This window comes from Candidatus Pelagibacter sp. uisw_091, from assembly GCF_059512525.1.
This window is the reverse complement of record NZ_CM183455.1, coordinates 1273027-1288293: the sequence shown is the minus strand read 5'-3', so window position 1 is coordinate 1288293 and position 15267 is coordinate 1273027. Positions and strand designations below refer to the sequence as shown.

Here is a 15267-nt window from a genome sequence, read left to right as displayed (position 1 = left end):
AAATTTGTAGGAATAGAGTCAGTTAGAAGTAAAATTAAAATTATACAATAAAAAAATTTCTAAAATGAAAAATAAATAAAATCTATAGGTGAATCATTTTTAACGCGAACTTTTTTTAAAACTGATCTGTTTTTATTTTTAGAAAAATATTTTTGTGAAACTGTAATTTAATTGGACAATTTATTATAAAAATAAATTTTACAAATTTAAAATCTGTGAGTGTGTGATTTACAAATAATAAACTTTATGTGATCTAGATATGGTATTTTTTATTAAAAAAAAATCTTATTTGGTATAAGTACTTTGAGTTGAATTATTCAGCAACTGTAAGTAGTTTTATAAGGCTGAGATCTTTTTTGTTATTCTTGAAACATTTCGTGAAGCATTAGCTTTTTTAATAATTCCAGTCTTTGCAACTTTCATTAATTCTGAGTTCAACTTTGGCAAGAATTTTAAAGCGTCATCTTTTTTCTTTTCTTCAAGAAGAAGATTCATCTTTTTTATAGCATTCCTATATTTACTCTTACGAGCCTTATTGACTAGTGTTTGTGTAGCAATTTTTCTAATTCTTTTAATTGCAGATTTTGTGTTTGCCATAAGCGCAGTGGTATAGCTCGAGAATTTATACTGGTCAATAGAATAATTGCTTATTTTTGGCAGGTATTGCAAAAAAAAGTGGATCTATTGGATATAAATATTTTCTTTATTTTTCCGGTACATTTATTTCTTACACAATTTAGATTTTCTCTTTGATAAACTTTAAATTCTTTTTGAAAATTACCTTTTCTGCCAGAGGTATTCTTAAAATCACGAATACTTGAACCACCTTTTAGAATGGCTTTATTAAGCACACTTTTTGAAAAAGAAATAATCTTTTTACAGTCTTTTTCTGATAACTTCATTGCATTTTTTGTTGGTTTAATTTTACTTAAAAATAAAATTTCACTTGCATAAATATTTCCTATTCCAGATACAAATTTTTGATCTATTAAAAAACTTTTTATGTCCTTTTTTTTGTTAAAAAAATATTTTAACAGGTATTTTAAATTAAAATTTTTAAAAAATGGCTCTGGCCCTAAATGTCTAAATCTATTTATTAGTTCTTGTTTATTGTCTAAAAATTTAAAAAAACCGAATCTTCTAGGATCATTATAAATAACTTTTAAATCTTGAAATTGTATTTCAACATGATTATGTTTTTTTGGTAAACTTGGAGAATTATAAAAACTAACATTAGTATATTTATTCAAGTCATTTTTTTTTATTAAATGAATAGTTCCTGACATTCCTAAATGAATTAAACAAAATGAACCATCAGAAAAGTTTAAAATTAGATATTTAGAAAACCTAGTAACTTTTTTAATAATCTTATTTTTTAATAATTCTTCAAATTTTTGAGGAATTTTAAACCTTAAATTTCTATTTTTAATTATTACTTTCTTGATTTTTTTTTGTTCTATTTTTTTAGCTAGCGATTGTTTGATTATTTCTACTTCTGGTAATTCTGGCATTTAACGTTATATTATCAATAAATAATAAATTTAACATGCAACAATATCTCCAAAATAAAAAAGGACTCGTTCAAGGTGTCTTTGACAATGTCTATGATAAATACGATTTAATGAATGACTTCATGTCTCTAGGCGTTCATAGAATTTGGAAAAGAGATTTAATAAGCTGGTTGAATCCCTCACAAGATAAAATTTTAATTGATGTTGCTTGTGGCACTGGTGATCTAGGTAAACTTTTTTTAGATTTGACCAATAAAGATGGTAAAATTTTTTGTGTAGACCCTAATAAAGGAATGGTTGGTAAGGGTAAAATTAAACTAAAAAATTATAAGAATATCAACTGGATGATTGCACCAGCAGAAAAATTGCCTATTAAGGATGGTTCTTGTGATTTTTATACAATTAGCTTTGGCTTACGTAATACTAAAAATCTTAATAAAGCTCTATCAGAGGCTTATCGTGTTTTAAAACCAGGTGGTCGCTACTTATGTTTAGAATTTTCTAAAATTCAAAACTCAAATCTAGATTTTATCTATAAAAATTATTCAAAACTTATTCCTTTAATAGGAAAAGTAGTTGCAGGTCAGAAAGAGCCTTACGAATATTTGGTCAAAAGTATTGAAGAGTTTATTAATCAAGAGGAATTAATTGATTTAATGAAAATAAATAAATTTGAAAATTGCAGTTACAGAAATTTATCTGGTGGGATTGTAGCAATACACTCTGGTTGGAAAATATAATGATTAGAAAACTATTAACATTATTTAAATTAGGAAGAAAGTTAGCTCAATCTGACATCTTAAATGTTGTTTCTAAATTTAAAAAACCTCCTCTAGTTATTAAGATTCTTTTCCAAGTACTTTCATTTTCTTTTTCTAGTCCAAAAAAAGGTAACTTTGATGTCACTGAGGGTGAAAAACTTTCTAAATCATTACAATCAATGGGAACAACCTTCATTAAATTAGGACAATTTTTGGTTACTAGGCCAGATATAATTGGTGATGAATTGGCCAAACAGTTAGAGGGTTTGCAAGATAGACTTCCTGCTTTTTCTTTATCTGAAGCAGAGGCAATCATTAAAAAAGATTTAGGAGAAGAAACTTTTAATACAATAATAGATTTAAGTGAGCCAGTAGCAGCTGCTTCAATAGCGCAAGTTCACAAAGCAAAAGTAGATGACAATGGTACAATAAAAGATGTGGCTATTAAAATCTTAAGACCTGATATTAAAAGAATATTTAATGAAGAAATAGATGCACTCTTACTTTTTGCTTTTTTAATAGAATCATTTATTAAAAAAACCAAAAGACTAAAATTAATTGAAGTTGTTTTTTTACTTAAAGAAATAACTAATCTAGAAATGGACTTAAGGTTCGAAGCTGCTGCTGCAAATGAATATGCCGAAAATACAAAGAACGATGCAGGTTTTAGAGTTCCTGTTATTTATTGGAATTTTACAAGTGAAAATGTAATGACACTTGATTGGATAGATGGTGTTTCTATTCGGGAAACTGAAGATTTACAAAAAAGAAATATTGACACAAAAAGAATTGCCTCTGATATTATTCAGCATTTTCTAAGACATGCTGTTAGGGATGGTTTTTTTCATGCAGATATGCATCAAGGAAATATATTTATTGATAATAGTGGACAAATTGTACCAATAGACTTTGGCATTATGGGTAGATTGGACAACCTCAGTAAAAGATTTTTAGCAGAGATTTTATTTGGTTTTATTCAGCGAGATTATAAAAAAGTTGCCGAGGTGCACTTGGTTGCTGGCCTTGTGCCTAAAGATGTGCCAGTTGATGATCTTGCTCAAGCGCTACGCTCAATTGGCGAACCAATTTTTGGTCAATCTGTTAAAGACATTTCAGGTGGAAAATTACTAAAACAACTTTTTGACGTTACTGAAAAATTTAATATGCAAACTCAACCTCAGTTATTAATGTTACAAAAAACTATGGTTGTTGTTGAGGGAGTTGCAAGAAAACTTAATCCAAATACTAATATATGGGAAACGTCAAAACCAGTTTTAGAAAGCTGGTTAAGAGAAACAAAAGATCCTATTAATACTTTGAATGAAGGCTTAAAAAGTACTACCGAAGTAATTAAAAGATTACCTGATTTTCCAGAGATTATGGATAAAGCCAATCAAGCACTTACATTTTTGGCAAGCGGTCAAATACCTCATAATTCAAAATCCTATAAGGCCCTAAATGAAAAGAAATCTGAAATGATTACGTTTAGAAACCAGTCTATTGTTGGTTTATTATTACTTGTAATCTTTGGCCTATTAGTATTTTAATTTGCTCGATGAATAATTTATTTCAAAAAAAAATACTTTTAATAATATGTGGAGGAGTATCTGCATATAAGAGTTTGGAGCTTATTAGATTGTTAAAAAAACAAGGTGTAGAAGTTAAAACCATACTTACTAAAAGTGCCAAAGAATTTGTAACCCCCCTATCGGTGACCTCACTTTCTCAAGGAAAAGTTTATGATGATTTATTTAATGCTGAAAATGAAGCTGAAATGAACCACATATCACTATCTAGATGGGCAGATGTAATACTTGTTGTTCCTGCCACTGCAAATACTATTTCTAAATTAAGCGCTGGATCTTCAGATGATTTAGCCTCAACAGTAATTCTTGCATCTGATAAAGATGTTTTTTTGACACCTGCTATGAATGTTAGAATGTGGGAACATCCATCAACTAGAGAAAATCTTAAAAAACTAAAATCATTTGGTTATAAAATTATAGGTCCTGAAATTGGTGATATGGCTTGTGGAGAATTTGGTGAAGGGAAAATAACTGAACCAGATAATATTGTTCAAGAAATTAATTCATACTTTAATAAATTACATAAAAATTATAAACTGAAAGCCTTAGTAACGGCTGGACCAACTAATGAATATATTGACCCTGTGAGATTTATAACAAATAAATCTTCTGGAAAACAAGGCCATGCTTTAGCAAAAGCATTCGCTAAAAAGGGTTTTCAAACTACTTTAATTTCTGGACCTACAAATTTAGAAGTGGGCAGCAATATAAAATTAATTAAAGTAGAAACTGCAGATGAGATGTTTAAAGCTACACAAGATAATCTACCAACAGATGTAGCAATTTTTTCAGCAGCTGTTGCTGACTTTAAAGTTAAAGAAATAAATAGTAGTAAAATAAAAAAAACGGGAAAATTAAATTTAGAACTAGAAAAAAATATTGATATTTTAAATTATGTATCAAAACATAATTCTCTTAGACCAAAGTTGGTAATTGGATTTGCTGCAGAAACTAATAATGTGGAAAAAAATGCAAAAAAAAAATTAGAAGAAAAAAATTGCGACTGGATAATAGCAAATGATGTCTCCAATAAAGCAATTGGATTTCACTCCAATTTTAATGAAGTTTCAATTTATTATAGAGATAAAAATATGCATGATGAAAAGCTTGGAATAAAAAGTAAATCTGAAATTTCTGATGAAATAGTAGATAGAGTTATTAAAAAATTAAATTAAAATTCAGTGGCTAAAGTATTAATCAAAAAATTAAATCCTAAAGTAGAATTACCTACCTATAAAACATATGGTGCTTCAGGTATGGATTTGATGGCTTTTATCGAGGAGCCTATTAAAATAGCTCCTAATAGCTCATATTTGGTTCCTACAGGGCTTTCAATGGCATTTTCAGAGGATTATGAAGTTCAAATTCGTCCTCGATCTGGTTTGGCTGCTAAAAAGAATATTACAGTTTTAAATACCCCGGGAACAATTGATAGTGATTATAGAGGAGAAATTAAAATTATACTTTTTAATCATGGTAAAGAAGATTTCCTTATCACCAATAAAGATAGAATAGCACAAATGATCTTAATGCCTGTAATTAAGATGGAGCTTGAAGAAATAGATAATTTACCTGATACATTACGAGGTGATGGTGGATTTGGCTCAACAGGTAAATGAATAACCAATTAAGAAAATCATCAATAGAGAGATATTCAAGACAAATAGTATTAAAGGATATTGGTACTATAGGACAAAAAAAAATTATATCTGCAAAGGTTTTAATTGTTGGAATGGGTGGCTTAGGATCTCCTGTTGGTGAATTTCTTACAAGAGCTGGCGTTGGTTCAATAGGAATAGTTGATGATGATAAAGTTAGTTTATCAAATCTACACAGACAAAGTCTTTATAACACTAGTGATATAGGAAAATTTAAAGTTCAAGTAGCAAGGGTTAAAATTAAAAAAATAAACCCAAGTATTAAAATTAAGATTTATAAAATAAGACTTAATAAAAGTAATTTTAAGAAAATTATAAAAGATTATGATTACATAGTTGATGGTTCTGATAATTTTTCTACAAAATTTTTATTAAATGATTTTTGTTATAAATTTAAAAAAATACTTGTAACTGGAGCTATAAGTAAATTTGATGGACATATATTTACTTTTAATTTTAAGAATAAAAAAATCCCATGTTTAAGATGTTTTTTTCAAGACTCTGATATTTCAGATGATTTATTAAATTGTGAGTCAGAAGGTATTCTTGGTACAATTGCTGGTATAATTGGAGCTATACAAGCAAACGAAGTTTTAAAGAAAATACTTGGTATTGGAAAGAGTCTTGACGGATATATTTTTATTTTAGATTTACTACAATTAAATTTTAGAAAAGTTAAACTTAAAAAAAGAAAAAACTGTTTTTGTAAATGATAAAAAAAATAGCTATTTGCGTTTTGTATCTATCAGTTTTATTTGGTCAATTTTCAATAGCAGAAGAAAAGTTTCTCTCTTTAAAAAAAAGTAAAGTAAATGTTAGATATGGACCAAGTTTTGATTCGGAAATCAAATATATTTATAAAAAAATAAATTTACCCATAAAACAAATAGATCAAAAAGAAAATTTTAGAAGAATTGTAGACTTAAAAAATAATAGTGGATGGATCCATGTTTCTCAGGTTAAAAAATCAAACTCTATTATCATCTTAGAAGACAAAATCTTATATAAAAAACCATCTAACTTTGCAAAACCAATAGCCAAATTAGAAAAAGGAAGGCTATTAGTTTTAAAAAAATGTCAAAATATATGGTGTAATGTAAAGACCAATGATTATTCAGGTTGGGTCAAAACTGGAAATATTTGGGGTTCTGTTAAATAAAATCAGCACATAGTGATTTCACACTATCTTCAGCTAGTCTTGTGGTGTGGATATATTCTTTATGATCAATCCCAAGTTCAATGGTTGCGCTACCTGACTTAAATTTAGAAATTTGATCATCATTTAATTTAAAATGGATAAACTGTACTGAAGAAGCTTTTCCTTCTGCTGATGTTCTATCAACATCTTCCTCTGCAACAGCCTTAACAATTTCATCATTAATTTTTATGAATATTTTTTCTTCAATTCCTCCAACTTTACCTAAAAATGCAGCTCTTGAAATTGGATTATCAATTTCAAACATTAGTGTAGCCGTAAGTTCTTTTCCATTTGGAACTAAAGGGTTGTAAGCTATTAATTCATCTTTTAATTGCTCATCTCCTCCTTTTTCGATGTGAAGCATTTCTTGAACTTGGGCAACCATAGTTTCAAAACTTTCAAAATAAAAAGTGGCATAAGGACCAAGTGCTATTCTTCTATCTTTTTTAAACTCAACTAAATCTTTTCTAATTTGTTTTCTGCTTTTTGCATAAACATCAGATGATAATAAATCTTGTTTTTCTATTTGTCTTTTTTCTTTGCTCATAATTATAATCTATAACTTTTTGCCATTAATTCGATAGGGTGAAGTGCCTCATCATTTGCAATATTTGTGTCTGTTTCTAATTGTTTTAAATGCTTACCTGCCAAAGGACAATCTGAGGCCATATATTTATTGTTTTTATTTTTAATTTGTCTTGCTGTTGGTGTTCCAACTTTTACAGCTAAATCGTGAGTTTCCTTCATCACACCAAAAGTTCCCCCATGACCAGCACATCTTTCAACAACATCTATTTTTATATTAGGGATAAATTTAAGCATATCTCTAGATTTAATACCCATGTTTTGTGCTCTTGCATGACATGCGTTGTGAACTGTAACTCCACCATCAATTTCTTGTAAACCTTCTGCTAGGCCTTCCTTTTGTGCTATATCAACAATATATTCATCTATATCACTAACACTTTTTGAAAGTCTTTTAATGTTTTCGTCATTTGGCAATAGTAAAGGCCATTCAAATTTTAACATTAGACCACAACTGGCTGTTAAAGTAATAATTTGATAACCCTTATCTACCCACTCCAGTAAATCTTTGGAAACTTTTTTGGCTTGCTCTACAACTTTTGGTAAATCTGCTTGCTCAAGATAAGGCATTCCACAACAACCTGGATAAGCTTCTTGAACCTCTACTCCATTTTTCTTTAAAACTTTTAATGCAGCCACGCCTGTATCTTTTTTATTAAAATTAACAAAGCATGTTGAGTAAATTACAACTTTTCTATTTTTAGATGGAGCTTCATTATTTGTTGGAAAATTATTTTTTTTAAAATAATTTGTAAACGTTTCTGAATTATAAGTGGGAAGTGTAACTCTCATATCAATCCCAGCAATTAATTCTAATATTTTTCTAAAGAATTTATTTTTAATGCTTGATGCCCAGTTTATTAGTGATGATAGCATTACACCAATTTTTGCATTTCTATCAATTTGAGCTAGTTGCGCGGGCACTGCTGGCAATTTATTTAATTTTTTTTGAGCTGTTCTATATCTCAACATTAAATGAGGAAAGTCTAAATCAAAATCATGCGGTGGAACATAAGGACACTTAGTCATAAAACACATGTCGCATAAAGTACAAGCGTCTACTACAGGTTCAAACTGTTCACTTTTTAAACTTTCTACGTCCTCATTTTCTGACTCATCAATCATGTCAAATAATTTTGGAAACGAGTCGCATAAATTAAAACATCTTCTACATCCATGACAGATGTCGAATGCTCTTCTCATTTCGTCATCTAATTTTTTGGGGTCTAAAAAATCAGGATGCTCAAAATTTATTGGGTGCCTAATGGGTGCATCTATACTTCCTTCTTTGCTCATATTTAAAATTTTAGGATTTGATGGCGGGGAAGAACCCCACCATAAATTAAGTCTTATTTACGCAATAGATTCTAATGTTTTTTGGAATTTACCTGCGTGTGATTTTTCAGCTTTTGCTAAAGTTTCAAACCAATCAGCAATTTCTGAAAAGCCTTCTTCTCTAGCTGTTTTTGCCATACCTGGGTACATGTCTGTATACTCATGTGTTTCACCTTGTACCGCTGAAGCTAAATTCGCTTTAGTCTCACCAATTGGTAATCCTGTAGCTGGGTCTCCAACTTCCTCAAGATACTCAAGGTGTCCATGTGCATGACCTGTTTCACCTTCAGCTGTAGATCTAAATACAGATGCTACATCGTTATAACCTTCAATATCTGCTTTTTGAGCAAAATATAAATAACGTCTGTTTGCTTGGCTCTCACCTGCAAATGCATCTTTTAAGTTTTCTTCTGTTTTACTACCTTTTAATGACATATTTTTCTCCTTAATGATTATAATGTATATATAATCGTTCTAAACTATATGTCAACAGTTTAGAATTGTTTTAATGTAAATATTAAGTTGTTGAAATTATTAAATTATTTTTGCGTTTGATTATCAGTTGCAACTTTAATTAATACTTCTACTGATTTTATTTTTTTTCCTGTGATATTTTTTTTTATATTTACAGAATCAATATCGTCGTTGCTACAATCAATGAGCTCATTTGTGTCTTCGTCAAAAAAATGATGGTGCTCTGTTACGTTAGTATCAAAATAACTTTTGTCTGAATTGATAGAAATTTCTTTTAAATATCCTTTTTTTTTAAATGCATGAATTGTATTGTAAACTGTCGCTAAAGATATTTTTTCACTCAACTTCTCCTCAATAATTTTAGTTAGATCATTTATTGTAAAGTGAAAAGTTTTTTCAGGTGAAAACAATACTTCACAAATTTTTAGTCTCTGTCTTGTTGGTCTTAGGCCAGATTCTCTTAATTTTCTCGTGTATATACTTATATTGTTCATCATTGTTTATAATAGTTCTAAACTATTTCTATATTATAATTACGATAAATCAAGTATTAAGGGATTGAAATTTATGAAAAAAAACTCATTCACATACGATGAGCTGATAAGTTGTGGTAATGGAGAGCTTTTTGGCCCAGGAAATGCAAAATTACCTCTTCCGCCAATGCTGATGTTTGATAGAATAACAGAAATTAATGATGCTGGTGGAGAGTTTAACAAGGGTATTATAAAGGCTGAGCTGGATATCAAAGATGATCTTTGGTTCTTTGATTGTCACTTTAAGGGGGATCCGGTTATGCCAGGGTGTCTAGGATTAGATGCAATGTGGCAATTAGTTGGGTTTTATCTGGGATGGCTTGGCAATCCTGGAAAAGGAAGAGCTTTAGGGGTTAGTACTGTAAAATTTACTGGTGAAGTTTTAAAAAGTGTTAAAAAAGCAACTTATGTAATTGATATGAAAAAAATTATGTTACCTAGTGGAACTTCTGTTGGTCTTGCAAATGGTTTATTATTTGCTGATGATAAAAAGATATATTCAGCAGAAAATTTAAAAGTGGGTTTATTTAAATAATGAGAAGGGTAGTAGTCACAGGTTTAGGTGTAGTTTCTTGTTTAGGAAATAATCAGGAAGAAGTTTATCAGTCTCTTCTAAATTCAAAATCAGGAATATCTTTTTGCGGAGAATACAAAGAGCATAATTTAAAAAGCCATATTCATGGAAAACCAAACATAAAACTTGAAGATCATATTGATAGAAAAACAATTAGATTTATGGGATCTGGATCTGCGTACAACTATATTGCAATGAAAGAGGCTATCAAAGATTCAGGATTGGAAGATAAAGATGTAAGTAATTTTAAAACTGGAATCGTTATGGGCTCTGGTGGTCCATCAATTGAAAATGTTGTTTTGTCAGTTGACAAAACTAGAGCTAAGACACCAAAGTTAATGGGGCCATTTATTGTTCCAAGAACTATGGCCAGTACATCTTCGGCGACACTTGCCGTACCTTTCAAAATTAAAGGAGTAAACTATACGATGAGTTCTGCTTGTGCAACTAGTGGACACTGTATCGGTCATGCAAGCGAACTAATCCAAATGGGTAAACAAAATATTGTTTTTGCGGGTGGTAGTGAAGAACTGCACTGGGCAATGACTGCGATGTTTGATGCGATGACTGCACTGTCTTCTAAATACAATGATGCACCTGAAACTGCTTCAAGAGCCTATGATAAGACTAGAGATGGCTTTGTAATAGCCGGTGGTGGTGGAGTTTTAGTGCTTGAAGAGTACGAACATGCAAAAGCAAGAGGTGCAAACATATATGCTGAATTAACAGGCTATGGCGCAACTTCTGATGGGTACGATATGGTAGCTCCATCAGGTGAAGGTGCTGTAAGATGTATGAAGATGGCTTTAGCAACTGCTAAAAATAAAATGGATTACTTAAATACTCATGGTACATCAACTCCAGTTGGAGATATAACTGAACTTAGAGGTGTCGGTGAAGCATTTGGTGCTGAAATACCAAAAATTAGTTCTACTAAATCACTTTCAGGTCACCCATTGGGTGCTGCATCAGTTCATGAAGCAATTTATAGTTTGATCATGATGAAAAATAGTTTCATCACAGCATCTGCTAACATCACTGACATGGATGATGAAGCTAAAAAATTTCCAATCGTTACTAAAACAGAAACAGATGTTAAGTTAAATTCTGTTATGTCTAATAGCTTTGGTTTTGGTGGAACAAATGCAACTTTAATTTTTGAGAAAGTTTAATTTATGAATTTAATGAAGGGTAAAAGAGGATTGATTATGGGTGTTGCCAATGAAAGATCTATTGCCTGGGGGATCTCTCAGAAACTTGCAGAAGCTGGGGCAGAACTTGCATTCACTTATTTAGGTGATGCATTAAAGAAAAGAGTTATTCCTTTGGCAGAAAAGTTAAATTCAAAAGCAACGTTTAGTTGTGATGTTGAAAGCAAAGAAGAGGTTATAAAACTTTTTGAAGATATTAAATCTCAGTGGGGACAAATTGACTTTGTTGTTCATGCAGTTGCTTTTTCAGATAAATCAGAATTATCAGGTGAATATTTAAATACATCTAGAGAAAATTTTTTAAGAAGTATGCTAATCTCATGTTTTTCATTTACAGAAGTTGCAAAAGAAGCTTCTAAGATAATGAAAGAAGGTGGCAGTATTTTAACTTTAACTTACGAATCAACTAAAGCTATTCCAAATTATAATGTAATGGGTGTTTGTAAATCAGCTCTTGAGGCAAGTGTTAAGTATCTTGCAAGAGATCTAGGTGCTAAAGGCATGAGAGTGAATGCTATTAGTGCGGGTCCCATTAAAACTTTGGCAGCTTCTGCTATTGGAGATGCAAAATTCTTATACAAATGGAATGCAGACCATTCTTTCTTAAAGAGAAACGTTGATATTCAGGATGTTGGTAACTCAGCTTTATACCTTTTAAGCGACCTTGCTGGCGGTGTTACAGGTGAAATTCATTACGTAGATGCTGGATATAACAAGGTTGGAATGCCAGACCCAAAGAATATTACCTAAAAACCAATAAAATCAATATTTTATTTTCTTATAATTATCCAAGCGTATTTTGTTAAAATCTCTTTTTTTAGTCTTTTTTTCAAAAAAATATTTAAAATTTTTGATTTAATTGAATTAATTTTAGGTAAAATAAATTCTACTTTTAAATTATTTTTTTTTGAATAATATTCAAAAAAATTTTCAATATCAGAAATAGTAAAAAACCATCTATGCCTATCTGATGGTTTATTTAATGGCAATCCATAAAATTTGTTATAGTAGCCATTTTCAAACTGATTTTTAGATCTTTTATCAAAAAGTATTTCAAAAAAAGCATGCACACAATTGGGGAGAGAGATAATAATATATTTTTCAGAGACTCTATTCATTTCATCTAAAATTAAATGAAAATTTTCTAAATGCTCTAGTACGTCCAAACAAATAACTGTATCAAACGAATTACTCTCAAAAGGAATTTTTTCAACATTATCAAGATCTAATGTTATATTATTATCACCACTTTGATCTACCTCTGTAACTTTATACTTAGTGTCCTTAAAATATCTACTTCCTCCTCCTCCTAAATTTAGAATTGTTTTGGTGTCTGAAAAAAATTCATCTATCAATTTAATGCAGTAAGCATTTCTTCCTTCTCTACTTTTATAGTCTGGATTAGAATAATTTTTCAACATTTGATTTATCCTATTAAAAAAACTCTCAGAACTTTCATTCCAAGAGTTTATAATTTTAACTTAAAGCATTATTCAGCAACTTGTTTCATAGAAAGTTTAACTTTACCTCTATCGAAACCAATCACTTTAACTTTTACTTCATCGCCTTCTTTAACAACATCAGTAACTTTTTCTACTCTTTTAGTAGCAAGTTCTGAAATGTGAACAAGACCATCTTGTTTACCTAAGAAGTTTACAAATGCACCAAACTCCATAATCTTCATTACTTTACCTGAGTAAATTTTATTTAGTTCAGCTTTAGCTGTGATATCTTTAATCATTTGCATTGCAATATTTCTAGATTCTTCGTCCGGAGCAGCAACGGTTACTATACCTTCATCATTCACATCAACTTTAGCACCTGATTTTTCAACAATCTCTCTAATTGTTGCTCCACCTTTTCCAATAACGGCTGCGATATCTTTTTTATCAACAGTAACTTGTTCCATTTTGGGAGTGTGTTCACCAACATCAGCTCTTGATTCACTTAAAGCTTTATTCATTTCACCTAAGATATGAACTCTTCCTTCTTTAGCTTGTTTTAAAGCCTGCTCCATGATTTCAAAAGTTATACCTGTAATTTTAATATCCATTTGAAGTGAAGTAATTCCATCTTTGGTTCCAGCAACCTTAAAGTCCATGTCTCCAAGATGATCTTCATCACCTAAAATATCTGACAATACACTAAAGTCATCGCCTTCTTTAATTAATCCCATTGCGATACCTGCAACTGGTTCTTTAATTGGCACTCCAGCATCCATAAGTGCAAGAGATGCACCACAAACACTTGCCATTGAAGAAGAACCATTAGATTCTGTAATCTCAGACACTATTCTGAAAGTATATGGAAATTCTTCTTTTGTAGGTAGTGAAGAATTAATTGCTCTCCATGCTAATTTTCCATGTCCAACTTCACGTCTTCCAGTTCCAATTCTTCCAGTTTCACCAACTGAAAAAGGGGGGAAGTTGTAATGAAGCATAAATCTTTCTCTATGTTGTCCATCTAGACTTTCCAGTCTTTGTTCATCATCAGATGTACCTAAAGTAGTAACAACGATCGCTTGTGTTTCTCCTCTAGTAAATAAGGCTGACCCGTGAGTTCTTGGTAAAACACCAACTTCGCACTCAATAGCCCTTACATCAGCCAAACCTCTACCATCAATTCTTTTTTTATTTTTAAGAATATCAGTCCTAACAATCTTCTTTTCAAGATTTTTTAATTCATCATTAACATTAAAATCAGAGTAATTTTCATTATCAGCAAAAAGTTGTTTTGCTTTATCAGAAATTTCTGAAATTTGATTTGATCTATCTTGTTTATCTATTGTTGCAAAAGCTTTAGTTAAATCTGCTGTAAAGTTTTCTTCAAGTTTTTTCTTAACTTCAGATAAATCTTTTTTTTCAACAGTCCATTCTGGCTTTCTACATTCTTTTGCAAGTTCCTCAATCATTTCGATTACTGGAACAAAACCTTCGTGACCAAACTTAACTGCATCTAACATTACTTCTTCTGTTAAGCCTTTGGTCTCAGACTCAACCATAAGCACAGCATCTTTGGTACCCGCTACAACCAAATCTAAAGTAGAGTTTTCTAATTCAGCTTTTGATGGATTTAATATATATTTGCCATCAACTAAACCAACTCTTGACGCGCCCACAGGACCCATAAATGGCATTCCCGAAATAGCTAGTGCTGCTGAAGAAGCTGTAATTGCTAAAATATCTGGTTGATTATCTTTATCATATGAAATTACCGTTGGTAACAACTGAACTTCATTTTTAAATGCACTTGGAAACAAAGGTCTGATGGGTCTATCAATTAATCTTGAGATCAATTGTTCACTTTCAGTTGGTCTTGCTTCTCTTTTAAAATATCCACCAGGAATTTTACCACCTGCATAATATTTTTCTTGGTAATTTACAGATAGCGGAAAATAATCCATATCTGGATTTACTTTTTTTGCTCCTACTACTGTTGCTAAAATAACTGTTTCACCACATGAAGCAATGATCGCTCCATCTGCTTGTCTTGCTACTTTACCTGTTTCTAAACTAATTTTCTTTCCTGCTACTTCAATTTCCTTCTTATATACTTTGAACATCTAATTTCCGTTTCCTTCTATCTATTTTCTTAAATTTAATTGTGTTAATACATTTTTGTAAGAATCAAATTTATTTTTCTTTAAATATTCTAACAATTTTTTTCTTCTATTTACCGCTCTTAACAATCCAACCGAAGAGTGTTTATCTTTTTTGAATTGCTTAATATGTGCTGAAAGAGTTTCAATTTTACCTGTTAATAATGCAATTTGTACTTCTGAAGAACCAGTGTCCTTCTCATGCATTTTTAATTCTTCTGCTTTGTTCGTCATACTATTTAT

18 protein-coding genes are annotated in these 15267 nt (G+C 30.4%); 9 read left to right on the top strand and 9 right to left on the bottom strand.

All coding sequences use genetic code 11. The features are described from left to right. Positions 1-336: 336 nt before the first annotated feature. Positions 337-597, bottom strand: coding sequence for a 30S ribosomal protein S20 (gene rpsT, locus AC5YGA_RS06965; RefSeq protein ID WP_415308434.1), 261 nt, complete (start codon positions 595-597; stop codon positions 337-339). Positions 598-647: 50 nt separating this feature from the next. Beyond that, on the bottom strand, positions 648-1511 hold the full coding sequence (mutM, locus tag AC5YGA_RS06960; RefSeq protein WP_415308433.1) for a bifunctional DNA-formamidopyrimidine glycosylase/DNA-(apurinic or apyrimidinic site) lyase: 864 nt from the start codon (positions 1509-1511) through the stop codon (positions 648-650). A 35-nt stretch (positions 1512-1546) separates the two neighbouring features. Between mutM and AC5YGA_RS06955 the strand changes: the two genes are divergently transcribed. Genes AC5YGA_RS06955 through AC5YGA_RS06930 form a run of 6 tightly spaced genes read left to right on the top strand, consistent with a single transcriptional unit; the run spans position 1547 to position 6675 of the window. Further along, complete coding sequence (locus tag AC5YGA_RS06955; RefSeq protein WP_415308431.1) at positions 1547-2251, top strand: class I SAM-dependent methyltransferase; 705 nt, start codon at positions 1547-1549, stop codon at positions 2249-2251. After that, positions 2251-3819: a 2-polyprenylphenol 6-hydroxylase gene (gene ubiB / locus AC5YGA_RS06950; RefSeq protein WP_415308429.1), complete on the top strand. Its 1569-nt coding sequence runs from the start codon at positions 2251-2253 to the stop codon at positions 3817-3819. The genes AC5YGA_RS06955 and ubiB overlap by 1 nt, the downstream gene beginning before the upstream one ends. Before the next feature lie 8 nt (positions 3820-3827). Beyond that, a complete protein-coding gene (gene coaBC, locus AC5YGA_RS06945; RefSeq protein WP_415308428.1) occupies positions 3828-5033 on the top strand; it encodes a bifunctional phosphopantothenoylcysteine decarboxylase/phosphopantothenate--cysteine ligase CoaBC in 1206 nt (401 codons plus the stop codon). A 6-nt stretch (positions 5034-5039) separates the two neighbouring features. Next, a complete protein-coding gene (gene dut / locus AC5YGA_RS06940; RefSeq protein ID WP_415308426.1) occupies positions 5040-5477 on the top strand; it encodes a dUTP diphosphatase in 438 nt (145 codons plus the stop codon). Beyond that, positions 5474-6229, top strand: a complete 756-nt coding sequence (locus AC5YGA_RS06935; protein ID WP_415308424.1) for a HesA/MoeB/ThiF family protein — start codon at positions 5474-5476, stop codon at positions 6227-6229. The genes dut and AC5YGA_RS06935 overlap by 4 nt, the downstream gene beginning before the upstream one ends. Then, complete coding sequence (locus tag AC5YGA_RS06930; RefSeq protein ID WP_415308422.1) at positions 6226-6675, top strand: SH3 domain-containing protein; 450 nt, start codon at positions 6226-6228, stop codon at positions 6673-6675. The genes AC5YGA_RS06935 and AC5YGA_RS06930 overlap by 4 nt, the downstream gene beginning before the upstream one ends. Here the strand turns inward: AC5YGA_RS06930 and AC5YGA_RS06925 are convergent. The 4 genes from AC5YGA_RS06925 to AC5YGA_RS06910 all read right to left on the bottom strand — a co-directional run bounded on the left by AC5YGA_RS06925 (position 6668) and on the right by AC5YGA_RS06910 (position 9605). Further along, the gene (locus AC5YGA_RS06925; RefSeq protein ID WP_415308421.1) at positions 6668-7261 is read right to left on the bottom strand and encodes a DUF3501 family protein; all 594 of its coding nucleotides are present in this window, start codon (positions 7259-7261) and stop codon (positions 6668-6670) included. The genes AC5YGA_RS06930 and AC5YGA_RS06925 overlap by 8 nt on opposite strands. 2 nt (positions 7262-7263) lie before the next feature. Further along, positions 7264-8595, bottom strand: coding sequence for a (Fe-S)-binding protein (locus AC5YGA_RS06920; RefSeq protein ID WP_415308419.1), 1332 nt, complete (start codon positions 8593-8595; stop codon positions 7264-7266). A 57-nt stretch (positions 8596-8652) separates the two neighbouring features. Further along, the gene (locus AC5YGA_RS06915; RefSeq protein ID WP_271512302.1) at positions 8653-9069 is read right to left on the bottom strand and encodes a rubrerythrin family protein; all 417 of its coding nucleotides are present in this window, start codon (positions 9067-9069) and stop codon (positions 8653-8655) included. Positions 9070-9173: 104 nt separating this feature from the next. Then, positions 9174-9605, bottom strand: a complete 432-nt coding sequence (locus tag AC5YGA_RS06910; RefSeq protein WP_415308418.1) for a Fur family transcriptional regulator — start codon at positions 9603-9605, stop codon at positions 9174-9176. A 70-nt stretch (positions 9606-9675) separates the two neighbouring features. On the opposite strand from AC5YGA_RS06910, the gene fabA reads away from it, so the two are divergent. The 3 genes from fabA to AC5YGA_RS06895 are packed head-to-tail and all read left to right on the top strand — an operon-like array spanning position 9676 to position 12176. Continuing rightward, the gene (gene fabA, locus AC5YGA_RS06905; RefSeq protein WP_415308416.1) at positions 9676-10176 is read left to right on the top strand and encodes a bifunctional 3-hydroxydecanoyl-ACP dehydratase/trans-2-decenoyl-ACP isomerase; all 501 of its coding nucleotides are present in this window, start codon (positions 9676-9678) and stop codon (positions 10174-10176) included. Beyond that, positions 10176-11387 (top strand): beta-ketoacyl-ACP synthase I, encoded by a 1212-nt coding sequence (gene fabB, locus AC5YGA_RS06900; protein ID WP_415308414.1) that lies wholly within the window; start codon positions 10176-10178, stop codon positions 11385-11387. Before fabA ends, fabB begins: the two co-directional genes overlap by 1 nt. A gap of 3 nt (positions 11388-11390) precedes the next feature. Beyond that, positions 11391-12176 carry an enoyl-ACP reductase FabI gene (locus tag AC5YGA_RS06895; protein ID WP_415308412.1) on the top strand — a complete coding sequence of 262 codons (786 nt, stop codon included), beginning with the start codon at positions 11391-11393 and terminating at the stop codon, positions 12174-12176. A 20-nt stretch (positions 12177-12196) separates the two neighbouring features. On the opposite strand, the gene AC5YGA_RS06890 is transcribed toward AC5YGA_RS06895, so the two are convergent. The 3 genes from AC5YGA_RS06890 to rpsO all read right to left on the bottom strand — a co-directional run bounded on the left by AC5YGA_RS06890 (position 12197) and on the right by rpsO (position 15258). Beyond that, complete coding sequence (locus tag AC5YGA_RS06890) at positions 12197-12847, bottom strand: class I SAM-dependent methyltransferase (RefSeq protein ID WP_415308410.1); 651 nt, start codon at positions 12845-12847, stop codon at positions 12197-12199. A 68-nt stretch (positions 12848-12915) separates the two neighbouring features. Beyond that, complete coding sequence (pnp, locus tag AC5YGA_RS06885) at positions 12916-14988, bottom strand: polyribonucleotide nucleotidyltransferase (RefSeq protein WP_415308408.1); 2073 nt, start codon at positions 14986-14988, stop codon at positions 12916-12918. A 21-nt stretch (positions 14989-15009) separates the two neighbouring features. Beyond that, positions 15010-15258 (bottom strand): 30S ribosomal protein S15, encoded by a 249-nt coding sequence (gene rpsO, locus AC5YGA_RS06880; protein ID WP_415278299.1) that lies wholly within the window; start codon positions 15256-15258, stop codon positions 15010-15012. Positions 15259-15267 lie beyond the last annotated feature (9 nt).